General features: G+C 34.2%; 19 protein-coding genes. 13 read left to right on the top strand and 6 right to left on the bottom strand.

Features of this window, described 5'->3' with window-relative positions; genetic code table 11:
• Window positions 1-22: 22 nt before the first annotated feature.
• From AAEU33_RS03260 to rimP, 6 genes are all read right to left on the bottom strand, one after another.
• Window positions 23-826 carry a hypothetical protein gene (locus tag AAEU33_RS03260; protein WP_345990914.1) on the bottom strand — a complete coding sequence of 268 codons (804 nt, stop codon included), beginning with the start codon at window positions 824-826 and terminating at the stop codon, window positions 23-25.
• A gap of 18 nt (window positions 827-844) precedes the next feature.
• The gene (locus AAEU33_RS03265) at window positions 845-2,452 is read right to left on the bottom strand and encodes a RagB/SusD family nutrient uptake outer membrane protein (protein ID WP_345990915.1); all 1,608 of its coding nucleotides are present in this window, start codon (window positions 2,450-2,452) and stop codon (window positions 845-847) included.
• A 19-nt stretch (window positions 2,453-2,471) separates the two neighbouring features.
• Complete coding sequence (locus tag AAEU33_RS03270; RefSeq protein ID WP_172282362.1) at window positions 2,472-5,339, bottom strand: SusC/RagA family TonB-linked outer membrane protein; 2,868 nt, start codon at window positions 5,337-5,339, stop codon at window positions 2,472-2,474.
• A 305-nt stretch (window positions 5,340-5,644) separates the two neighbouring features.
• Entirely contained in the window at window positions 5,645-8,605 is a 2,961-nt protein-coding gene (gene infB, locus AAEU33_RS03275) for a translation initiation factor IF-2 (protein ID WP_345990916.1), read from the bottom strand.
• A 79-nt stretch (window positions 8,606-8,684) separates the two neighbouring features.
• Window positions 8,685-9,920 (bottom strand): transcription termination factor NusA, encoded by a 1,236-nt coding sequence (gene nusA, locus AAEU33_RS03280; RefSeq protein WP_172282359.1) that lies wholly within the window; start codon window positions 9,918-9,920, stop codon window positions 8,685-8,687.
• Window positions 9,921-9,936: 16 nt separating this feature from the next.
• Window positions 9,937-10,404 carry a ribosome assembly cofactor RimP gene (gene rimP / locus AAEU33_RS03285; protein WP_273650490.1) on the bottom strand — a complete coding sequence of 156 codons (468 nt, stop codon included), beginning with the start codon at window positions 10,402-10,404 and terminating at the stop codon, window positions 9,937-9,939.
• A 214-nt stretch (window positions 10,405-10,618) separates the two neighbouring features.
• On the opposite strand from rimP, the gene AAEU33_RS03290 reads away from it, so the two are divergent.
• The 13 genes from AAEU33_RS03290 (at window position 10,619) to AAEU33_RS03350 (ending at window position 23,032) form a co-directional block, all read left to right on the top strand.
• Complete coding sequence (locus AAEU33_RS03290; RefSeq protein WP_345990917.1) at window positions 10,619-11,935, top strand: UDP-glucose/GDP-mannose dehydrogenase family protein; 1,317 nt, start codon at window positions 10,619-10,621, stop codon at window positions 11,933-11,935.
• A gap of 133 nt (window positions 11,936-12,068) precedes the next feature.
• Entirely contained in the window at window positions 12,069-13,148 is a 1,080-nt protein-coding gene (rfbB, locus tag AAEU33_RS03295) for a dTDP-glucose 4,6-dehydratase (protein WP_345990918.1), read from the top strand.
• A 74-nt stretch (window positions 13,149-13,222) separates the two neighbouring features.
• Complete coding sequence (gene rfbA / locus AAEU33_RS03300; RefSeq protein ID WP_345990919.1) at window positions 13,223-14,086, top strand: glucose-1-phosphate thymidylyltransferase RfbA; 864 nt, start codon at window positions 13,223-13,225, stop codon at window positions 14,084-14,086.
• A gap of 171 nt (window positions 14,087-14,257) precedes the next feature.
• On the top strand, window positions 14,258-15,106 hold the full coding sequence (locus AAEU33_RS03305) for an ABC transporter permease (protein ID WP_172282349.1): 849 nt from the start codon (window positions 14,258-14,260) through the stop codon (window positions 15,104-15,106).
• An 18-nt stretch (window positions 15,107-15,124) separates the two neighbouring features.
• Window positions 15,125-16,387 (top strand): ABC transporter ATP-binding protein, encoded by a 1,263-nt coding sequence (locus tag AAEU33_RS03310; RefSeq protein ID WP_273650485.1) that lies wholly within the window; start codon window positions 15,125-15,127, stop codon window positions 16,385-16,387.
• 110 nt (window positions 16,388-16,497) lie between these two features.
• The gene (locus tag AAEU33_RS03315) at window positions 16,498-16,899 is read left to right on the top strand and encodes an FdtA/QdtA family cupin domain-containing protein (RefSeq protein ID WP_273650484.1); all 402 of its coding nucleotides are present in this window, start codon (window positions 16,498-16,500) and stop codon (window positions 16,897-16,899) included.
• On the top strand, window positions 16,896-17,357 hold the full coding sequence (locus AAEU33_RS03320; protein WP_273650483.1) for an acyltransferase: 462 nt from the start codon (window positions 16,896-16,898) through the stop codon (window positions 17,355-17,357). The genes AAEU33_RS03315 and AAEU33_RS03320 overlap by 4 nt, the downstream gene beginning before the upstream one ends.
• Window positions 17,350-18,450, top strand: coding sequence for a DegT/DnrJ/EryC1/StrS family aminotransferase (locus AAEU33_RS03325; RefSeq protein ID WP_345990920.1), 1,101 nt, complete (start codon window positions 17,350-17,352; stop codon window positions 18,448-18,450). The genes AAEU33_RS03320 and AAEU33_RS03325 overlap by 8 nt, the downstream gene beginning before the upstream one ends.
• Entirely contained in the window at window positions 18,450-19,424 is a 975-nt protein-coding gene (locus tag AAEU33_RS03330) for a hypothetical protein (RefSeq protein ID WP_345990921.1), read from the top strand. The genes AAEU33_RS03325 and AAEU33_RS03330 overlap by 1 nt, the downstream gene beginning before the upstream one ends.
• 5 nt (window positions 19,425-19,429) lie before the next feature.
• Window positions 19,430-20,329: a glycosyltransferase gene (locus tag AAEU33_RS03335; protein ID WP_345990922.1), complete on the top strand. Its 900-nt coding sequence runs from the start codon at window positions 19,430-19,432 to the stop codon at window positions 20,327-20,329.
• 4 nt (window positions 20,330-20,333) lie between these two features.
• Window positions 20,334-21,158 carry a glycosyltransferase family A protein gene (locus tag AAEU33_RS03340; protein WP_172282335.1) on the top strand — a complete coding sequence of 275 codons (825 nt, stop codon included), beginning with the start codon at window positions 20,334-20,336 and terminating at the stop codon, window positions 21,156-21,158.
• Window positions 21,155-22,093, top strand: a complete 939-nt coding sequence (locus tag AAEU33_RS03345; RefSeq protein WP_345990923.1) for a glycosyltransferase — start codon at window positions 21,155-21,157, stop codon at window positions 22,091-22,093. Before AAEU33_RS03340 ends, AAEU33_RS03345 begins: the two co-directional genes overlap by 4 nt.
• Window positions 22,094-22,099: 6 nt before the next feature.
• Entirely contained in the window at window positions 22,100-23,032 is a 933-nt protein-coding gene (locus tag AAEU33_RS03350) for a glycosyltransferase (RefSeq protein ID WP_172282331.1), read from the top strand.
• The last annotated feature ends 6 nt before the right edge of the window (window positions 23,033-23,038 follow it).

Raw genomic sequence — 23,038 nt, forward strand, 5'->3', positions numbered from 1 at the left:
ATTTTTTTTATTGAGGTTGTTCTTAATTTCCTACAAACGCTTCTTTTTTGTTTCCGTAAGCCGCCGTAGTACCTTTAAGGTAATAATTCCCAAATACAGTTAAAGTCTTTGTACACGGATTAAATGATGAAACTTGCGAAGCATCAGTAGATTGCTTAACCCAAATTGGAGCTCCGGCATATGGAGCAGCACTATAGTTTGATCCCGTATATTGATCCGGAATAGTAACTACATATGTATCCGGATTATAATTTAACACCAAATCTATACCTACATCTAAAAAGTCCTTTACCTTCAATTGATTTGTCGTTGACGATTGAACAATATCATAATTTCCATTTGGAGTATTCCAAAAAGCCTCTGTATTTTTAAAATTAGCATTCATCAACGTAGCCGAGCATTTCAATGACATACTCATTGTATATGTTTGATAATCTATAATAGCATTCTGAATAGAATTCGATTGTAATTTAAAAACAGCTTTTTTAGCCACACTGGTCGCTCCGCTTTCCAACAATCGCACAACGAAAACTCCATTAACCTTACCCGAAGGATTATCAGTACCTTTCACAAGTTGGAAATCAACTCCTTCTTTTGCAGTTGAACTTGGATCTAAAACTAATTTCACCTCCTTATCTCCAGATACCTGCGAAATTGTTCCATATTTAACTTCAACATCTTTATGTCCACTACCCTGTTCTATTAACTGATCCGAACCTGCAGTTACAAAATGTAAATATGGCTCACCTTCGTAATGAATTTCATCGTTTGTACATGACATAACAAGACAAACAAGAAATAGATATATATACTTTATTGTTTTCATTTCTAAGTTTTTTTTTAATTAGTACCCAGGATTCTGTTGAATTGTTGGATTTCCTTGCAGCTCAGCCCTTGGAATAGGCAGCGACCTCATACGATAATCATTAATTGGTATAGTCACCGGGATCGTTTTCACATCGTCTGTAGGATCCCTATCAATAGCCACTCCAGCAATTGCTCCCAATCTCTTTAAGTCTAAATATCTATGTCCCTCCAAATAGAGCTCTTTTCTTCTCTCCAAAAGGATATCAACATATGCCTGCTGTTTACTTGAATACACCGGTAAATCCACAGGCCCCAGGTAGTTACGCGCATCCCTAACATTCTTTATAAGTGTTGCAGCCGTAGTGAAACTACCTTCTTCAACAGCGCATTCAGCTAAAATAAAATACATCTCAGATAACCTGAAAATTGGAATATCGTTTCTTAACACATTCTGACTTAAAACCTTTTCCCGTGTAGGATCTGTAGGAATTGGATCTGGCGCTAAAGTTGCTCTGCCAGGATATTTATCTATCACAAGCACATCCAAAGCTCTGTAATTATCTATAGTCGCGTAATTGGAATTAATTACAGCAGTAGGATCAATATACGCAAACCTCCTAATATCTCCAGGAGTACTAGCATACAGGTTAAAAGTTTTTCTACCCATATCATACAAAATAGATCCATTAGCCTGCGACGCATTGGTTGCAAACAGAGTTACAATATTTCCCCAGCTCTGAAGTTGCGGCCTGTTTAAAGAAAATATTAACTCTCTCGGATTACCAGTATCTGTATTATTCCACATTTTAACGTATGGATTCTTGGAAGTATATGCATTCAGATCTTTATGAGCCTGATTATTTTGAGCCAGATTACCTGGATTAGGGGGACTTGCCACCGTAAGTGATAAACCAGAAGTATTTAACACTGCCTGTGCCGCAGCTTTAGCTTGAGGATACATACCTCTGTATAAATAATACCTTGCTTTAAAGGCATTTAAAAAATTTTTCGTAATCCTGTAATAATCACCACTGGTTGTCAAATTACTTTCTGCAAAGGCGATATCCGCATCAATTAATGCAAAAATTTGAGAATTCGCAACCCTTGGTTTAGTTTCTGTCAACTCAGGAACATCTTCTATTAGCATAACCCCTAAAGCATTAGGATCTTTCATATCTGTAGAAAAATAGGACAAAAGAGTAAAATAAGAAAATGCTCTTATTAGTCTGGTCTGCGAAACCACATTATTATATCTAGCTCGTTCAGACTCTGCCGGCACTATACCCTTGGCTCCTACCAAAAGCCTGTTAGCCCTATTTATTGTTGTATAATTCCCAAGCCAGATACCAGAAGTAGGCCCATTAGTAATATCAAGGTAAAATTGATGAGCACTAAGTGCCAACTCAGAATTCTGAGGCCCCATCCCCAACTCATCAGTTATTTGAGCAGATAAAAATAAATTATTGGTAATATCTAAACTAGTATATACAGCACCATTAAGATATTTATCTAAATCGTTTGTGTTAGTGAATGTCGACTCACCATTCAGTTCTCCCGCCTGCGTGATATCCAATGCATCATTACAAGAAGACACACTTACAATAACAGCTAAGGATAATATTGTTGTTTTAAAAATACTTTTCATATTGAATAATTAATAATTACTAAAAATCTAAATTAGCTCCAATTGAGAACGTTCTTGGGTTTGGATAAACACTTAAAGGAAATGTACCCAATCCCTCAGGGTCATACCCTCTCCATTTTGTCCAGGTAAAAATATTTTCACCTTGAATAAAGATTCTAGCAGCCTTCAGTATAGATTTTTCATTAAAGAATTTTTTAGGCACATTGTACCCTAGAGTTACATTCTTCATCCTCAAGAAGGATGCATCATATAGAAGCCTATCAGTAATGCTAGACATGGGTGCATTTAACGAAGGAATATCTGTATTAGTGTTAGTAGGAGTCCACGCATTAAGCAAATCAGCAGAAACATTATTTCCAGCACGCATGTATGATGGATTTAACGCCCATGCCAACTGATTGTCTGATCTCCAGAACTTAGCTTGGAATGAGAATAATGCATCTAAGAAAAACCCTTTATACTCACTATTAAAGCCAAAACCTCCCGTGTACTTTGGAAAATAGTTTTTCCCCGTTTTTCTTCTGTCTTTATCTAATGCTTGTTCTGATACATTCCCATTTGAATCCAAATATAACTCATTTCCATTATTAGGATTCACCCCTAAATAAGGTACTAGATTCCATTCATTGATACTACCTCCTTCTACTAAAAGTAAAGATCCTGTACTTACTGGAATTGACAGTTTTTTAATAGTATTTTTATTATATGATCCGTTGGCAAATATTGTTAACTTATAATCTGATTTATTGAAAATATTATATCTCAGCACCGCTTCAAAACCTTCGTTTTTTAAAGCTCCATAATTACCTCTATAAGTATATTGACTGGTAATTGCCGATGAAGGAATATTATAATAAAGCATATCGGTATCTTTTCTGTAGACATCAAAATTACCTTCCAGCCTATTCTTAAACAATTTAAAATCCAACCCGAAGTTTGTTTGTTTAACCTCTTCCCATCGAAGTGTAGGGTTTGCTATATTACTAACAAAATAACCTGAAGTGTTGGAATACCCATTTCCAACCACATTCAAATCCCTTGTAATACCAGTTCCTAAAAGCATAGGATTCGTATCATCTCCAGCCGCAATTACGTTAGCATTCCCTTGGGTACCATACGAAGCTCTTAACTTCAACATATCGAATATTGATCCCTGCATAAAGTTTTCTTTATCAATATTCCAACGTCCTCCAACAGACCAAAACGTTCCCCATTTATTACCAGGAGCAAATCTATAACTACCATCCCGTCTTAATGTTCCACTAAAACCATATTTATCTTTATAATCATAATCTGCCGTTGCAAAATAAGAAAGAGAACCAGCAGTAGCCTTAAATGCCGAAACCGATGGTAGATAAATATTTCTCACAGGATCGAAAGCAATATACCCGACACCTGACCCAATCGCAAATGATCTTGGATCTAAACCATTTTGAGTTTGACTACTTGAATAGAAATGAACCTTATTATACTCTAAATATGCTCCTACTCCAATAGTATGATCTCCTAATACTTTATTATAATTAACGCTGGAAACTGTAGTAAAGTTCAGCTCTCTGGAGTTACCAATAGTCTCACTACCTCCGTACTCTGTCCCATTTGTTGCAGCAACCACCAACGAAAGATACCCATTAGGATTTCTTCCTGCCATTGAATTTCCTATTTTAACATCTACCCCCGTTCTATTATTAAGCGTAAAGTCGTCTGTAAGTTTGTACGATGTAGTTACATTAGTGAAAATAGAAGTTTCATTGAAACGTCCAAATACGGATTGATCACCTCTCAGTACATCTTCAAGAATGTAGGCAAAATTACCCTCCCCTCCGGAATTAGTCCCAATTGCATTAAATAGATCACGACCATTAGCATATTGCCCAGAAGCAATATAAGGCAAAGCAAGAAAAGATCCTATTAATGGGTTTTGAACATAATTTCCATTTATACCAGAATTACTCTCTTGATTCAGCTGTTTTCTAGCAGAATACCCCAAACCAACTATAGCAGTATAATTAAACCTCTTATCAGCTGATCTACCTGTGATATTATTTCTAAATGTAAATCTCTTAAAATTAGTATTCGGAACCAAACCTCCTTGCTCCAAATATCCTAAAGATGAATATACCGATGTATTTTCACCACCAAAAGTTGCAGAAACATTATGTTGCTGCGTAACATCTGCCTTAAAGAAAGTTTTTTCCCAGTTTGTATTAATTGGATAGTTTGCAATTTCTTCATCAGTAAGCTTTCCGCCTGTAAGATTTGTTTGATTATTATTTTTTTGAATCCTAAGTAACTGCTGAGCATTTGCCATATTATATTTGTTTTTAGGCATAACACTAACCCCAGTCATAGTACTATAGCTTAATCTCAATTTTGAATTAAACTTACCTCCTTTAGTTCTAATCAACAATACTCCATTCGCTCCCCTATTTCCATAAATTGAAGTCGCTGCCGCATCTCTCAAAATTGAGATAGATTCTATATCCTCCGAATTTAAATTCCTAAACTGATTAGCCCCAGTAGGAACCCCATCAATAATCACTAATGGCTCTGTATCTGCCGAAAGTGATGAAATCCCTCTAATAACCAGATCAATTTTTGCAGAACCAGGAGAACCCGAATTAGACGCAATAGTAACACCAGGAGCAGAACCTTGTAATGAGTTTAGAAAACTAACATTTGGTCTGTTCTCTAAAACCTCCGCATTTACAGTAGTATTCGCACTGACATCCTTAGGCTTAGTTAAAGTTCTATTGTACCCTAAAACCACAACCTCCTCAATATCTTTTGATTTGATTGTGTCATTTTTTTTAACAGTTTGTGCATTATATAGGCCACATATAAAAAACAACGCGCCAGCACTCACCACCCGTAATTTAACATTCATATTAACATATTTTAATATATACAAGACAAATATGTTAATTAATACTAATATTTACAAATACATCAAACCAATAACATCAAATAAATTTAACTTTAATTCAAAAATCACCTACAATTGAATAATTATTTATCAAAAAAAGACGCAAATATTAAATAAAAATAATATTATTATGACTTTTTAACTTAAATAATGATAATATAAAAAAATGTTAAAAAAACAATTTAGAATCAATATAAATTATATTTTAAACAAAAAAAACCACTTTCGTAAAAAAGTGGTTTTCAAATATTTAGATGATTAATAAATTATTTCAATTTCTTCTTCACAGCAACTTCTTCATATACTTCAAGAATATCGCCGATTTCGATATCGTTATAACCTTTTAAATTCAATCCACATTCGTAACCTTTGGTTACTTCTTTCACATCATCTTTAAAACGCTTTAAACTCTCCAGCTCCCCGTCAAATTTAACGATACCATCTCTTAGAACTCTTACTTTAGCACTTCTTGTAACCTTCCCTGAAAGAACCATACATCCGGCAATTGTTCCCACCTTCGAAATTTTAAATACTTCTCTGATTTCCACATTACCAATTACCTGCTCTTTAATTTCAGGAGAAAGCATACCTTCCATTGCCTCTTTTACCTCATCAATAGCTGCATAAATTACAGAATAAGTTCTGATCTCAATTTCTTCCTTATCTGCCAATTCTTTAGCATTACCACCGGCCCTAACATTAAATCCAATGATAATAGCATCCGAAGCCGTAGCTAAGTTAACATCAGATTCTGTAATCTGACCAACTCCTTTATGTAAGATATTAACACTGATCTCTTCCGTTGACAACCTTTGTAATTGATCTGATAATGCTTCAACAGAACCATCCACGTCACCTTTCAGGATTATATTCAACTCCTTGAATTCACCTAGAGCAATTCTTCTTCCAAGTTCTTCAAGTGTTGTATGTTTCTTAGTTCTGATAGAAAGTTCTCTTTGAAGCTGCTCTCTCTTATTGGCAATAGTTTTTGCCTCACTCTCATCAGCATAGACTTTAAATTTATCCCCTGCTGTAGGAGCACCATCCAGACCTAAAATAGTAACCGGGATTGATGGCCCTGCCTCTTTGAGGTTTCTACCCCGTTCATCAAGCATTGCTTTCACTTTACCATGGTTTTTCCCTGCAAGTACATAATCACCAACTTTTAAAGTTCCGGTTTGCACAAGCATTGTAGCTACGTATCCTCTTCCTTTATCTAAAGAAGCTTCAATTACAACTCCCTGAGCATTTCTATTCGGATTAGCTTTCAGCTCAAGCATTTCTGCCTGAAGCAACACTTTCTCCAATAAAAGGTCAATATTATTACCAAACTTCGCAGAAATTTCCTGAGCCTGAACATTACCACCCCATTCTTCAACCAAAATATTCATCCCAGATAATTGCTGACGGATATTATCAGGATTTGCACCCGGCTTATCAACTTTATTCAAAGCGATAATCATTGGTACACCTGCTGCCTGCGCGTGAGAGATCGCCTCTTTAGTCTGAGGCATCACATCATCATCAGCTGCAATTACAATAATAGCAATATCGGTAATCTGAGCACCCCTTGCTCTCATAGCCGTAAAGGCTTCGTGACCAGGAGTATCCAGGAAAGTAATTCTTTGCCCGTTTTCTAACTTCACATTATATGCTCCAATGTGCTGTGTAATACCTCCTGATTCACCAGCGATAACATTGGTCTTTCTGATATAGTCAAGTAAGGATGTTTTACCGTGGTCAACGTGTCCCATTACGGTTACAATTGGTGCTCTTGGAGAAAGATCCTCCTCAGCATCCATATCTTCTTCAGATTCTGCTTCTTCAAGATCAGCATCCGAAAACTCAATTTTATAACCAAATTCATCAGCTACCAATAATAAGGTATCAGCTTCAAGTCGCTGGTTCATAGTTACCATAACACCTAGAGAGAAACATGCGGAAATAACTTCTGTTGGAGAAACGTTCATCAAACTGGCAAGTTCCCCTACTGTAATAAATTCAGTAACTTTTAATGTTCTATCCTGTGCATCAATCTCTTGCTGACGTTCATCCTGCTCTCTACGATAAGTTCTCTTATCTTTTCTATGCTTAGCAGATTTAGATTTACCTCCTTTATTAGTTAACTTCTCAAGGGTTTCTTTAATCTGATTCTTTACTTGTTCATCAGTTAGTTCCACAGGCATTGTTCTTTGCCCCGGTCTATTATTCTGACCTCCTTTCTTGAATCCTCCACCCTGACCTTGAGGACGGTTTCCTTGATTGTTATTATTGTACGGACGGTTTCCACCAGGACCACCTTGACCTTGCGGGCGATTACCTTGGCCACCCTGACCTTGTGGGCGGTTGCCTTGATTACCTCCTTGCGGACGGTTTCCTTGACCTCCTTGCTGGTTGTTTCCTCCAGCCTGCTGATTGTTTCCTGTATTCTGTTGATTAGGTCCTCCAGGTTTTTCAATCCTCTTTCTTTTCTTCTTCGCACCTGAGTTAGGCTTAGGAGCAAATTGCGTTAAATCAATTTTTTCACCAACAATCTTAGGCCCGTCTAATTTTTGATAAACGGTTTCAATTTTCTGAGGCTCCTGAGATTGCTCGTCATCTTTTACAGATTCTTCCTTCACTGCATCAATTGGTTTGGCCTCAGTTTCAACAACTGGTTTTGGAGTTTCTTTCACAACTTCAATTGGTTTTTCTTCAGCTTTTTTCTCCTCCACTTTTGGTTTATCTTTTTTAACTGGTCTGTTTCTTGACTCTATTTGTGACAAGTCAATTTTATCCAGAACTTTAAATTCCTGTTTCTCTGTAGCTGCTTTAGTTTCAGGTTCCGGTTCTGACACTATCTCTTCCTTCTTCTCAACCGGAGGAGTTACAGGAACAACCGGAGCCTCAGAAACCTCTTCAGCCTCAGGTTTTTTAGAATCCAAATCTATTTTACCTAAAATTTTAGTTTCTGGTTTATTAGCTTTAGCTCTTATTACTTCAGGGGTTTTCTTTTCTTCTATTTCCAGTTTTTCTTCCGGAACTTTAATGATCACCACCTCATGGGAAGCTTTACGTTGTTCGCCATCCTTGGCAAACTCAGCCTCCAATGCAGAATATGCCGCTTCTTCTAATTGAGCGTTAGGATTGTTTTCAACCTCGAAATCCTTTGACTGTAAAAACTCTACTAATCTGGACATCGAAATGTTGAATTCCTTAACCGCTTTATTTAATCTTATTTTTGGCATTTATATTATTTACTGTTTTTTTTAATTTCTAAAATTAAAGTATTTCTTTTTTACTTTTTATTAAAATTTATTTAAAATCTTAATCTTCAAATTCTTCTCTCAGAATGCGCTTTACATCTTCGATGGTTTCTTCCTCAAGGTCAACCATATTTAAAAGACTTTCAGTATCCTTATCCAATACTGATTTCGCAGTAGTAAGACCTACTTTCTTAAATTCATCCAAAATCCACTGCTCGATATCGTCATTAAATTCTCTCAAATCAACATCGTCATCCTCGCTAGACTCTCTATAAACATCTATTTCATACCCTGTCAACCAAGAAGCCAGTCTGATATTTTGACCTTGCTTTCCAATTACCTTAGAAATTTCTTCTACAGGTGTATAAACTAACGCATAGCTACTGTTCTCATTGATGTCTATTTTGTTAATTGTAACGTTACCTAACGCTCTCTTAACTAAAATTTCAGGATTTTTAGACCACTGAATAACATCTATATTTTCATTTTTCAACTCTCTTACAACTCCATGAATCCTGGATCCCTTAACACCCACACAAGCACCAACCGGATCAATTCTATCATCATAAGCATCTACGGCAATTTTAGCCTTTTCACCAGGAATTCTTACCACTTTTTTAAGCATAATCGTTCCATCCTGAATCTCAGGAATCTCCAGCTCCAATAATTTCTCAAGGAACTTAGGTGCAGTTCTGGAAATAATAATTTGTGGCTTTGAACCTTTAAAATCAACTGACTCTACGATAGCTCTGATGTTCTCTCCTTTTTTAAAGAAGTCAGAAGGAATCTGGTTTTCTTTTGGTAAAATAAATTCATTACCCTCATCATCTAACAAAATTACATGTTTGTGACGAATATGATGAATTTCTCCAACAACAATCTCTCCAATTCTGTCTCTGAACTGCTCATACAACATTGCATTATTATGCTCCTGAAGTTTTGTAGCGAGAATCTGCTTCAAAGTTAATATATTTCTTCTTCCCAGCTGTGCAACAGGAATCTCCATTGTAAAGTCTTCCCCTACTTCAAAAGTCGGGTCGATTTTTTTAGCTTCAGAAATTTCAATTTCCAAATCATCGTCTTCCGACATCTCATCCTCTACGATTGTTTTATTTAAAAATATCTGAAAATCCCCCTTATCAGGGTTTACAATCACATCAAAATGATCATCTGAATCAAACCTTTTTCTCAAAAGAGTTTTCAGTGAATCTTCAATAATTGCCATAAGATCAATTTTACTGATCCCTTTTTCGTCTTTAAAATCACCAAAGGATTCAATCAACGCTATATTATCCATTTATTCTTTTTTCCTTTTAAAATTTAATTACTACTAATGCTTTTTTTATCTCAGAGTAAGGAATTTCCTTTTCCTCCTCCACATCTACTTTACCCTTTCCAATATCTTTTGGCTTTCGGTATCGTAAAATAAGTGTGATTTTTTCTTCATCCACTTTTGACAATTCACCTTCTATTTTAGAAGAATCCTCAAGAACAATTTCAATTTCTCGTCCTATATTTTTGTTAAACTGTCTGGGAGTAGATAACGGTTCGCTTAGTCCCGCAGACATGACCTGAAGACTAAAATCATGTTCTTCACGATCCATATTGAACTCTATTGCCCGGCTTGCATCAAGACAATCCTGCAAAGAAACTCCATTATCACCATCTAAAATCACTGTAATATCATCCCCTGCAGAAAACTTCAGATCAATAAGAAATAAATCTTTTCTGGTTTCAAGGAATTCATTTAATAATTCTTCAATTTTCTTTCTAAACTCCATAATTTTATGCTTGATTTACAGTACGAAAAAAGGCTTTCTTCCGAAGCCTTCCCATTTTTTTCCGTAAATCCAATGCAAATATAAGATATTTTTTCTAAAAAAGCAAAATCATCTTATTATCAGATAAATAACCCGGCAATGTATTAACATTAAATTTAAAGAGGGGTTGACAGTATTTTTATTATTTTTGTGATGAATTTTAAAAACAAACATTTTGAATATAACAATTGTAGGAACAGGTTATGTGGGATTAGTTACCGGAACTACCCTTGCAGAACTTGGCAATTCAGTATACTGTGTTGACATTGATGAAAAAAAAGTTGAAGGCATGAAAAACGGCATTGTTCCCATATATGAGCCGAACCTTGAAGAGATGTTCCATAGAAACATTCAGTCTCAAAGGTTATTTTTCACCACCAATTTAAAAGAAGCATTAGATAAAAGCGAAGTCGTATACCTTGCTTTACCTACTCCTCCCGGGGAAGACGGATCTGCTGATCTTTCTTATGTGTTGAGTGTTGCCAATAGTATTGGCGAACTGATGACTGAATATAAGGTCATTGTTAACAAAAGTACAGTTCCCGTGGGAACGGCAGAGAAAGTAAGAGAAGTTATTTCTTCAAAAACAAACATTCCTTTTGATGTTGTTTCAAATCCGGAATTTTTAAGGGAAGGCTTTGCTGTAGAGGACTCTATGAACCCTGCAAGAGTTGTTGTCGGATCAAGTTCAGAGAGAGCTAAAAATATCATGTCCAAGATATATCAGCCTTTTACCAATACAGGAATTCCTATTATATTCATGGATGAAAAATCTTCTGAACTTACCAAATATGCATCAAACTCATTTTTAGCGGTGAAAATTACCTTCATGAATGAGATTGCCAATTATTGTGAAAAGGTAGGCGCTGATGTTGACAAAGTAAGATTGGGAATGGGAAGTGATGACAGAATTGGTCACCGCTTTTTGTTTCCCGGAATTGGGTATGGGGGAAGTTGTTTCCCTAAAGATGTGAAGGCATTAATTAAATCTGGGAAACAGGAAGATTTTAACTTCCGTATTTTAGAAGCTACAGAGAATGTAAATACAACTCAAAAAGTTATTCTGGTTTCTGATATTGAAAAATATTTCGAAGGAGATCTTAATGGAAAAAAGATTGCAATTTGGGGACTAGCTTTTAAGGCAAATACCGATGACATACGTGAAGCTTCCTCTTTGGACAACATTAATCTTTTGTTGAAAAAAGGAGCTAAAATAACCGCGTATGATCTAGTCGCTGAAAACAATGTTCGTCAGATTATTGGAGACCAGATCCAATATGCAAAAACGATGTACGATGCTTTAGAAGGAGCTGACGCATTATTCATTGCTACGGAATGGCCGGAATTCAAAAATCCTAATTTTGATCTGATGGCCGAAAAAATGAACAATAAAGTTATATTTGACGGAAGAAATATGTATCCTTTGGAGGTTCCCAAACAACATGGATTCTATTACAAAAGTATTGGAAGGCAAACTATCCTGAATCCATAAGCTCAATAACAAAAAACAAAGTACCGTTTCTTTTCTTTATAAAAATTCAATACCCTATATTTATAACATAGCAGGTATAGAATTTATATTAATACCTTAGTAACTTTAATCTTAACTGTTTCAAAATATTAAAATGAAAAATATAATTATTACGGGAGGAGCAGGTTTTATTGGCTCCCACGTTGTTAGAGAATTTGTCAAGAATAACCCTAACACCACGATAATCAATCTGGACGCCCTTACTTATGCTGGAAATTTAGAAAATTTAAAAGATATCGAAAACGAAGCCAATTACGTTTTTGAAAAAGCAGATATAACAAAACCGGAAGAATTAAGAATAATTTTTGAAAAATACAACCCTGATGCTGTTATACATTTAGCTGCAGAAAGTCATGTAGACAGAAGTATTACTGACCCTATGGCTTTTATTAATACGAATGTAAATGGTACTGCCAATCTTCTTAACTTGTGTAAAGAATTCTGGACGCTTAATCCCGAACATACCCATGGAAGATTTCCAGATGAAATCAGAAAGAATTTATTCTATCATGTTTCCACGGATGAAGTATACGGCAGTTTAGGAGAAACTGGTTTCTTCCTGGAAACAACATCTTACGATCCACAATCTCCTTATTCCGCTTCTAAAGCAGCTTCCGATCATTTAGTAAGAGCTTATGGAAATACCTACGGAATGCCTTTTATCGTATCCAACTGTTCAAACAATTATGGTCCCAATCACTTCCCGGAAAAGTTGATTCCTCTTTGCATTTCCAATATTATTAATGAAAGACCGTTACCTATTTATGGCGATGGTAAATATACCCGTGACTGGTTATTTGTTATTGATCATGCAAAAGCAATTTATCAGATATTTAATGAAGCCAAGACAGGTGAAACTTATAATATCGGAGGATTTAATGAATGGCAAAATATTGATCTGGTAAAAGAATTAATCAAGCAAATGGATGCAAAACTTGGAAAACCATCTGGTTACTCTGAAAAATTAATCACTTTTGTAAAAGACAGACCAGGCCATGATAAGCGTTATGCTATTGATGCATCAAAGCTGAACAAAAACCTGGGATGGAAACCATCAGTGACATTTGAGCAGGGATTATCAAAAACAATTGACTGGTATCTTGAAAACAAAGAGTGGTTAGAAAACGTAACCTCGGGAGATTATCAAAAATACTACGAAAAACAATACAACTAAACCATCAAAAAACAATCATTTCACCAAATGCAATGTTCCATAGGACATAATTGAAAAAATAAAAAAACAAATACATGAAAGGAATAATTTTAGCCGGTGGTTCCGGTACTAGACTTTACCCTCTTACCATTGCAGTAAGTAAACAGTTAATGCCTGTTTATGACAAACCAATGATATACTATCCTTTATCTACACTTTTATTGGCGGGAATAAGGGATATATTAATTATAACAACCCCTCATGACCAGGAAGGTTTCGTTAAACTATTAGGAGATGGATCTCAGATAGGTTGCAATATTGAATATGTGGTGCAACCAAGCCCGGATGGTCTTGCTCAGGCTTTTATTCTTGGAGATTCTTTCATTGGGAATGATCCGGCAGCACTAGTATTGGGAGATAATATTTTTTATGGATCTGAAATGGGAACCCTTTTAAAAAACAAAACAAATCCTGATGGCGGAGTTGTCTTTGCCTATCACGTTTCCGACCCCGAAAGATATGGAGTTGTAGAGTTTGACGATGATTTTAAAGCTGTTTCTATAGAAGAAAAACCTACACATCCAAAATCCAATTATGCAGTTCCCGGCTTATATTTTTATGACAATGAAGTTGTTGAAATTGCAAAAAACATACAACCTTCTGCACGAGGCGAGCTTGAAATTACAGATGTAAACAATGTTTATCTTAAAAAAGGAAAGCTGGAAGTTGGTGTTTTGGACAGAGGGACAGCGTGGCTTGACACCGGAACTTTTGATTCTCTTCATGATGCTTCAGAGTTTGTAAGTGTTATTGAAAAGAGACAAGGATTTAAAATCGGATGTATTGAAGAAATTGCATTTAGAAATAAATTTATTAACGAGGAAAAGTTATTACAGACAGCTTTAAAGTACGGAAAAAGCGGATATGGCAAATACCTTACGCAACTCGTAAACAAATAATCTTAAATCAGGAATTTATAAAGCTGTTATCTTCAATGATTACAGCTTTTGTTTATAATAATAAATATCAATATATTAGTTATTATTTTTAGTTTTTACATGAATAACAATTCATAATATATAGAACTATGAGAAAATTAATTATTATAAATTTGCATAAACTTAACACAAATGAATGAACCACAACAAAAGTGGACAGAAACCATTGAGGCCAACCATACTTTATTTGACTTAAGGCTCAAAGAAGTATGGAGATATAAAGATCTTATTTATATGTTTGTGAAAAGGGATTTTATATCCAGTTTCAAACAAACGATTCTGGGACCTATATGGTTTTTTATTAATCCGATTTTCACCACAATTACGTATCTGATTGTTTTTGGGAAACTTGCTAACTTACCTACAGACGGTGCACCACCATTGCTATTTTATCTAGCTGGGGTTACTCTTTGGAACTACTTTTCAGGGGCACTACTTGGTACTTCCAATACATTTGCAGGAAATGCGGCTATCTTCGGAAAGGTATATTTCCCGAGGCTTGTCACCCCTATTTCAATTGTAATTTCAAATTTAATGCGTCTTGGTGTTCAATTCTTTTTGTTCATCATTGTTTGGGGATACTATCTCGCTAAAGGAGATATTCATTTTAATATATGGATCTTGGCTACTCCGTTTTTGGTCGTTCTTATGGCTCTTTTCGCATTAGGTGTTGGTATGATCTTTTCTTCTCTTACAACAAAATACAAAGACCTTAACATGCTATTGGGCTTTGGTGTAAGCTTATACATGTATGCAACTCCGGTTATCTATCCTGTATCATCTCTACCCGGATATTTTAAAAAGTTAGCCTATTACAACCCATTAACCGGTATTTTTGAATGTTTTAAGTATGGATGGTTAGGTGTTGGAGATTTTTCACCATTGATGCTTGGAATAAGTACTATAATCATCCTTATTCTTTTGGGGATAGGAGTTGTTGTTTTCAATAAGGTTGAAAAAACATTTATGGATACTGTATAATTATTAAACTAAAAAAATATGCTCGCTTTAAAAGCAGAAAATATATCAAAACAATATCGTTTAGGACAAGTTGGAACAGGCACACTTTCTCATGACCTTAATAGATTCTGGTACAGGTTAAGAGGTAAGGAAGATCCTTATTTGAAAATTGGAGAAGCTAATGACAGAACTTCAAAAGGAGATTCCGAATATGTTTGGTCACTTAGAGATATTAATTTCGAAACAAAGCAAGGGGATGCTTTAGGAATTATTGGCAGAAATGGTGCAGGAAAATCAACACTATTAAAACTTTTAAGTAAAGTTACCAAACCCACAACGGGAAAAATCTACACCCAAGGAAGAATAGCTTCTTTGCTTGAGGTTGGAACTGGCTTCCATCCGGAAATGACAGGCAGGGAAAATGTATTTTTAAATGGGGCAATTTTGGGTATGACCCGAAAGGAAATCACAAGAAAATTTGATGAGATCGTTGATTTTTCTGGCGTAGAAAGGTATATAGATACTCCGGTAAAAAGATATTCATCAGGTATGTATGTACGTCTGGCATTTGCTGTGGCTGCTCATTTAGAATCGGAAATTCTTATTGTAGATGAAGTTTTGGCTGTTGGAGATGCGGAATTTCAAAAAAAATGCCTGGGGAAAATGGGTGATGTCACCAAAGGAGAAGGAAGAACTGTACTTTTTGTAAGTCATAATATTACTGCTATTAAAGAGCTTTGTAACACTGCATTATTATTAGATAAAGGTTTATTAATCAATCAGGGGGATATTAATAAATGTATTATAGAATATCAAAAAAATAATGAAGCCAAATTTTTCTACAATTATTTGGATGATCCTATAAAGCTTGAAAATGAGAAGATTTTAATTAAATCCTTCAAAACCGAACCAATTAATGGAGATATGATTAATATAAAGTCAGGTATCCTTGTGACTGTTTCTTTTATGTCAAAGATGGCGAATGTCGATATTGATCTTTCCTTTCTTCTTAAAAATAGCCACGATCTTACAGTAATGAGTACTGGACTGATGTTAAGTACTAACAGAGAATCTCAAAAAGGAGATTATACTGTTACATTTGAAATACCTCCTTATACCCTTAATGAGGATTCCTATTATTTTGATTTTTTCTGGGGTGTTAATAGATCAGACATTGCATTCAGAACACAAATTTTTGGTTTTGAAGTAAATGGAATGCAAAATCAATTCGGGGAAATAATTAAATCTCCAGGAGTTTTATTTCCAAAAATTACACATAATGTAAATTATGAGAAAATGTAAAAATAATGGATATCTGGATAACATATTATTAAAGTCCATTACATCCTTTGTTATATAAAATTTATACATTTACTTGAAATAATTTATTACTAACTAATTATATTCATTCGATGGATATCCCACATATCATAAATTTTTCTAAAATTGGCTCCCAGGATTTGGGATATATTACTGTTGCAGAAACACAAAAAGACACTCCTTTTGAAATAAAGAGAGTTTACTGGACTTATTATACTCCTCAGGATGTTATAAGAGGAGGTCATGCACATAAAGAACTTCAACAAGTGATATTTGCAACCTCTGGTATTATAGAATTTAACACGCTTGATCTTCAGGGAAATAGAGAAACTTTTATTTTAGATTCACCTTCGAAAGGCCTCTATATTCCTAAACTAATTTGGAGAGATATCAAGTTTAGCCACAATGCTGTACTCCTGTGTTTAGCATCAGAACTTTATGATGAGAAAGATTATTTCAGAGATTTTGAGGAATTTAAAAATTATAAAAAATGATTCACTCTCTGGCTGATGTACAATCTCAAAACATAGGTGAAGGAACCTACATATGGCAATTCTGCGTCATTCTTAAAGACGCAGAAATTGGAAGTAACTGTAATATCAATTGTCAGGTATTTATAGAAAATAAGGTAATTATAGGGAATAATGTAACAATAAAGCCCGGTGTTCAGATCTGGGATGGAATTACAATAGAAGATGATGTTTTTATTGGCCCTAATGCAACTTTCACGAATGACCTGTTTCCAAAATCCAAAAATAAGCACTTTAAACTGGAACATACATTGATAAAAAAAGGAGCATCTATTGGTGCAAACGCAACCATACTGGCGGGTGTGACAATTGGAGAAAATTCGCTTATCGGAGCAGGGAGTGTTGTTACCAAAAACATTCCTGCCAATGAAATCTGGGTTGGAAATCCAGCAAAATTTTTAAAGAAAAATACTCATGATTAAATTTCTTGATTTACAGAAAATAAATCTTACCCATCAACAAGAAATTGAAGATGCCATCTTAAGTACTTTCCGTTCCGGATGGTATTTGTTGGGTGATAGAATAAAAACATTTGAAACAGAGCTTGCTCAATATTGCGATGTTCCTCATGCCATTGGCGTAGCAAATGGGTTAGATGCATTAAGGTTAATTTTCAGAGCTTATATTGAGCTTGGTATTATGACTGAAGGAGATGAGATTCTTGTTCCCGCCAATACCTATATTGCTTCTATCCTTGCCATCACAGATAATAAATTAGTTCCGGTTTTAGTAGAACCAGATCTTAATACTTACAACATTGACACTTCTAAAATAGAAGAAAAAATTACTTCACGGACCAGAGCAATTCTACTTGTTCATTTATATGGGAGTATTGTATTTTCAGAGAAAATACAACAAATTTCAGAAAAATATAATCTAAAAATAATTGAAGATAATGCTCAAACAATTGGAGCATTGTGGAAAAACAAAAAATCAGGAAGTTTAGGAGATGCTGCAGGATTCAGCTTTTATCCAGGGAAAAACCTTGGAGCTATAGGAGATGCCGGCGCTGTCACTTGTAAAGACAATGAATTGGCGACTTGCGTGAGAACTTTGGCAAATTACGGTTCTCAAAAAAAATACGTTAACCAATATCGTGGTTACAATTCGCGTTTAGACGAAATTCAGGCTGCTGTGTTATCTGTAAAATTAAAATATTTAGACGCAGAAAATTACGAACGAAAAAAAATTGCGGATAGGTACCTTAAGGAAATTGTAAATCCAAAGATTATTCTCCCTCAACATAAATTAGAAGAAAACAGCCATGTATATCACCTTTTTGTAATCAGAACAGAAGATAGGGATAAGCTGCAAAAGTATCTTGAAGAAAATGGAATCCAAACCCTCATACATTATCCCATTCCACCTCATCATCAGGAAGCATACTCAGAATGGAAGGAACTTAGTCTGCCTGTTACCGAAAAGATTCATAATGAGGTTTTAAGTTTACCAATTTCCCCAGTAATGACAGATGAGGAAATTTTAAAAGTTATACAAACCTTAAATGCATTCTAATGGTTCTCAATATAATATTTTCTTACAATCGTGCGATTCAGTTAGATTACTTATTACAATCTACTTTAAAACATTTTAAAACAGATTCAAAAATCGTTGTTTTATATCATACGAGTGGACCTCATAAGGAAGGATATGAACTTCTTAAGAAAAAATATGCAGAACAGCATGTAAATTTTATTGAAAGAAAGAGCGTTATTTTCGATTTATCTTATTTTAAATCACTTAATTCAAAAAAAGATTGGGAATTCTTCAAGAAAAAAAATTTATTTAATAAAAACGGAGATAATTTCAAAGGATTACTTCAAAAAATCATTCGCAACAGTAATTGTGAATTCCTAATGTTCAATACAGATGATGGAGTTTTTTATGATGATATTACAATTCCGAAAGAAGTGTTTGACATCATAAGAGCCAATCCTGAAAATGCTTCTTACAGATTGTACGTTGGTGAAAATTTGGATGGACAACCATCATATCTTGAGAAAAAGAACAACTACTATCAATGGGATTATTATACCGATACGACTATTCATCACTGGTCTTATCCTTTTTCTGTTGATGGAACAATCTATAATTCCAAAGGACTTCTTAAGCATCTCGAAAAAATGGTTTATCATAATCCGGTAACCCTTGAAGAAAATGGATTTCAGTATATTAAACAACGTAAACTTTTCCGCATTGGTTTAAGTCCATTAACATCCAAGTTAGTAGCAACTAAATTGAACAGGGTGTCGGTAGACTCACTTAATCCGACAATTCACATAAAACCGGATTTCCTCAACGAAAAATTTATTGCTGGCTACACGTTAGAGCTAGTGATTCCAAAGAAAATCGACAATGCTAATATAGTCCCATCTGAAATCTATCTGGTAAAGAAAGATCAAAGAGAACTTATTTATTCCTTAGATGCTCACGGAGAAAAGGTACAGAGTTTGTTAGGAATTGAAGGGGCAAAGGAACAATTAGAATAATTATTTTGGAAAAAAAAGGGTTAGTAAGTATTATAGTTAGTAGCTATAATCATGAAAAGTATATTAACGAATGTCTGGATAGTATTAAATCACAGACCTATCCATACATAGAATTGATTCTTGCAGACGATTTTTCACCGGATGATTCAGTTTCTGTATATGAAAATTGGCTTAAAAAAAATAGCTATTCAGCCAAAACCAATTTTCAGAAAAAAAATACTGGCCTTTCAACTATGCTGAACAATTGTATGAATCTTGTAGAAGGAGAATACATAAAAATAATTGCAGCCGATGACTTTCTCCATCCTGAAGCGATAGAAAAATGTGTAGCAGAACTGGAAAGACTAGGTAATGGGTTCGGAATGGTATTCACAGACACATATGGAGTAGATGAAAATTCAAACAGCATTCCGGATATCGCAGATTATAACTCGCTGGGAAATATTGATAAAGATCTTTTTAGGAAACAATTAATTAAGAGCAACAGAATTGCTGCCCTAACAGTTCTCATGCGAAAAAAAGCCCTTGTAGATACAGGAGAATATAAATCAGACTTTTTAGTGGAGGATTATTTTAGATGGCTAAAGATAAGCGCTCTTTATTACATAGCTTACATTCCTCAAAAACTAGCTTATTACAGAATTCATGATAATAATCTTTCTTCTGCTAAAAAAGAAAGAATAGAGATGGAAACCTTGATTCTTCAAATGATGTTTGATAAAAATGGTGATATAAAAGATAAAATAAACGGAATAACACAGAAACATTATATATCGGGTGAAAAATTACCTTTGCAATATCTCAAAGCCTACAAAAATTATCCTTTTAAAATAAAACGATTATATACTGCCATACATTATAAGCTACCGGTTCCATTATTTAAACTTTTAAATAAAATCATTTAAAAAAATGAATCCAGAAATTTCCATAATCGTTCCATGCTACAATCAGGCTCAATTTCTTGATGAATGCTTAGAAACAGTTCTCGATCAAAATTATGAGAACTGGGAATGTATTATTGTAAATGACGGTTCTCCGGATAACACAGAAGAGATAGCAAAAAAATGGATTGAGAAAGACCCTCGTTTTCAGTATATTTATAAAGAAAACGGAGGATTATCTTCAGCCAGGAATGCGGGTATAGAAATCTCAAAAGGAACATGGATATTACCATTGGATGCCGATGATAAAATAAGCAGCAGGTACCTTGATTTAGCTGCAAAAGAATTTAATAAAGGATATACAATTATCTATTGTGAAGCAGAAAAATTTGGTTCAGAAAATGGAAGTTGGGAACTACCGGCCTATAGCAGAAAGATGCTTGCCGTAAAAAACATGATTTTTTGTTCTGCTTTCTTTAAAAGAGAGGACTGGATGAAGGCAGGAGGCTATGATACTAACCTTATTTACGGATGGGAGGACTGGGATTTCTGGATTTCTCTTTTGAAGGAAAAAGGTAATGTTTTCAAAATTAAAGAAGTAGGGTTTTATTATAGAATTAAAGAAATATCTATGATAAAAGAAATGTCGGCAAATGGTAATTCAAAGAAATTGTATACTCACAATATAATCTATAGAAAACATATAGAGTTTTTCACGAAGGAGCTTGGAAGTTTTGAAAATTTATTCGAAGCTAATGAAAAGTTAACCTCCGAAAACAAACACCTAAAAGCTATTTTAAACAGTAAAAGGTATGTTTTAGTAAGTAAAGTTTTTAAATTTTTCAAATTATGAAGGTATCAGTAGCACTGTGTACATACAATGGTGAAAAATATTTATCCACTCAGCTAGATAGCATTTTACATCAGACTTTGATTCCTGATGAGCTGATCATCTGCGATGACGGTTCTACTGACCGAACAATTGAAATTTTAAGCACTTATGAGAAAAAGTATCCTGAGATTATCAAAGTATTTACAAACGAAACCAATTTAGGATTTATAAGAAATTTTGAAAAAGCGATCTATTTATGCAATAGTGAAATCATAATTATTAGTGATCAAGACGATGTATGGGAAAAGAACAAGATAGAGGAGACGATTCTTTTCTTCCAGAAAAACCCTGATTCCGATGGAGTATTTCATGATTTAAAACTAATCGATGAAAATAGTGTTCAGCCATCATATCTTAATTGGAAAAATATAACACACGAAAGTATTATTAATGACATTCGGGAGCATAAGCTTTTTGTTTCATTAGTAAGTAAAGGTAGTTTTATTCTGGGTTGTGCACTTGCCATAAGAAAAAATGCACTTGAAAAATACAATATCAAAGATTTTCCAATGGCTCATGATTATTTTATTGTACAAATACTGAGTATTAAAAATAAATTGGGATTCATTCCAAAAGCCCTTTCTTCCTACAGACTTCATCCTGGTCAGGTATATGGGCTCAGATATAATTCTGAGAAATCTGAAACTCCCTCCAGTCTTTCGGTACACCAAAAGTATTTTAAAAATTATGTATGGCCATATTTAAAATCTATTGAAAGGCTTCAGGAAATAAATCCTAAAGAGGATCCTCAAAAAACAGAAATATACTCTGCCTTTATTAAAAATAGGAATTCTTATTTGAAAACAATGAACTTTCTTGACAAGAAGATATATATAGCGAAATGTATTCGTCATAAATATTTAGACTTGAAATTGTCAGACCTGTTTACAATCTAACTCATTATGGATATCAGTATTTGCATCACTACATATAAACATGAAAAGTATATCAAAGAATGTCTGGAAAGTATTTTTTCCCAGGAATTTTCCGGTTCCTATGAAATTATTGTATGCAATGACAATTCTCCCGACAACACAGAAGATATTATTAATCAACTTATTACCACACACCCCAAAGGTAACAGAATCAAATATTTTAAAAACATACCCAATTTAGGTTATGTTAAAAATACTCTATTTTCTTTTTCAAAAGCTTCAGGAAAATATATTGCTATTCTAGATGGAGATGATCTGTGGATTGACCATTCAAAAATTCAAAAGCAATTTGATTTTTTGGAATCTCATCCCGATTTTTCAGCTGTAGGAGCAGATTCTAAGGTTGTATATGAAGATACTCCAACCCCAAGCCATAGTTTTACTGATCATCCGGGAGATGAATTGTTAAAAGATGATTTAACCGATCTGAAAATATGTCAGACATCCACCTTTTTTTTTAGAAAATCGATATTAAAGGATGACTTTCCAACGGATATTATTTCCGCAGACAGATGTTTATATTTATTGGCAGGTTGCTATGGCAAAGTAAAAATATTTCCGGAACAAATGAGTACCTACAGACAATTTGGAGCCAGTATTTCAAAAAATGTAACTTCAGAAGTCATGAAAAAAGATTTTGCTATTATTCCCTTTATAAAAAAATATAACTCAGATTATAGCCAATTAAAACTTAAGAGCTATTTTTATTATACCCTTATGTCTTATTCAAATATGATAAGTAAAATTGATTTTTTTAAGGCTAGCATTGGTTATTTTTTTTATAATGTTTTGTCTAAATTTTCCTTTACTCCGACCAAATTATACCATACCATTAAATGGAGCAGAAGAACAATTAAACAAAAATATCAGATAAAAAAACAAAACAATAGTTTTGTATAGATTAAT

The sequence above is a fragment of the Chryseobacterium sp. Chry.R1 genome (assembly GCF_039645525.1).
Lineage (GTDB): Bacteria > Bacteroidota > Bacteroidia > Flavobacteriales > Weeksellaceae > Chryseobacterium > Chryseobacterium proteolyticum.

Excerpts from the sequence above, each read along its gene's own strand:
- AAEU33_RS03260 (WP_345990914.1), bottom strand. The coding sequence starts at position 826 with ATGAAAACAATAAAGTATATATATCTATTTCTTGTTTGTCTTGTTATG.
- AAEU33_RS03350 (WP_172282331.1), top strand. The coding sequence starts at position 22,100 with ATGGATATCAGTATTTGCATCACTACATATAAACATGAAAAGTATATC.
- AAEU33_RS03320 (WP_273650483.1), top strand. The coding sequence starts at position 16,896 with ATGATTCACTCTCTGGCTGATGTACAATCTCAAAACATAGGTGAAGGA.
- nusA (WP_172282359.1), bottom strand. The coding sequence starts at position 9,920 with ATGGATAATATAGCGTTGATTGAATCCTTTGGTGATTTTAAAGACGAA.
- AAEU33_RS03315 (WP_273650484.1), top strand. The coding sequence starts at position 16,498 with ATGGATATCCCACATATCATAAATTTTTCTAAAATTGGCTCCCAGGAT.
- rimP (WP_273650490.1), bottom strand. The coding sequence starts at position 10,404 with ATGGAGTTTAGAAAGAAAATTGAAGAATTATTAAATGAATTCCTTGAA.
- AAEU33_RS03265 (WP_345990915.1), bottom strand. The coding sequence starts at position 2,452 with ATGAAAAGTATTTTTAAAACAACAATATTATCCTTAGCTGTTATTGTA.
- AAEU33_RS03325 (WP_345990920.1), top strand. The coding sequence starts at position 17,350 with ATGATTAAATTTCTTGATTTACAGAAAATAAATCTTACCCATCAACAA.
- AAEU33_RS03340 (WP_172282335.1), top strand. The coding sequence starts at position 20,334 with ATGAATCCAGAAATTTCCATAATCGTTCCATGCTACAATCAGGCTCAA.
- AAEU33_RS03345 (WP_345990923.1), top strand. The coding sequence starts at position 21,155 with ATGAAGGTATCAGTAGCACTGTGTACATACAATGGTGAAAAATATTTA.
- AAEU33_RS03310 (WP_273650485.1), top strand. The coding sequence starts at position 15,125 with ATGCTCGCTTTAAAAGCAGAAAATATATCAAAACAATATCGTTTAGGA.
- rfbA (WP_345990919.1), top strand. The coding sequence starts at position 13,223 with ATGAAAGGAATAATTTTAGCCGGTGGTTCCGGTACTAGACTTTACCCT.
- rfbB (WP_345990918.1), top strand. The coding sequence starts at position 12,069 with ATGAAAAATATAATTATTACGGGAGGAGCAGGTTTTATTGGCTCCCAC.
- AAEU33_RS03305 (WP_172282349.1), top strand. The coding sequence starts at position 14,258 with ATGAATGAACCACAACAAAAGTGGACAGAAACCATTGAGGCCAACCAT.
- infB (WP_345990916.1), bottom strand. The coding sequence starts at position 8,605 with ATGCCAAAAATAAGATTAAATAAAGCGGTTAAGGAATTCAACATTTCG.
- AAEU33_RS03270 (WP_172282362.1), bottom strand. The coding sequence starts at position 5,339 with ATGAATGTTAAATTACGGGTGGTGAGTGCTGGCGCGTTGTTTTTTATA.
- AAEU33_RS03330 (WP_345990921.1), top strand. The coding sequence starts at position 18,450 with ATGGTTCTCAATATAATATTTTCTTACAATCGTGCGATTCAGTTAGAT.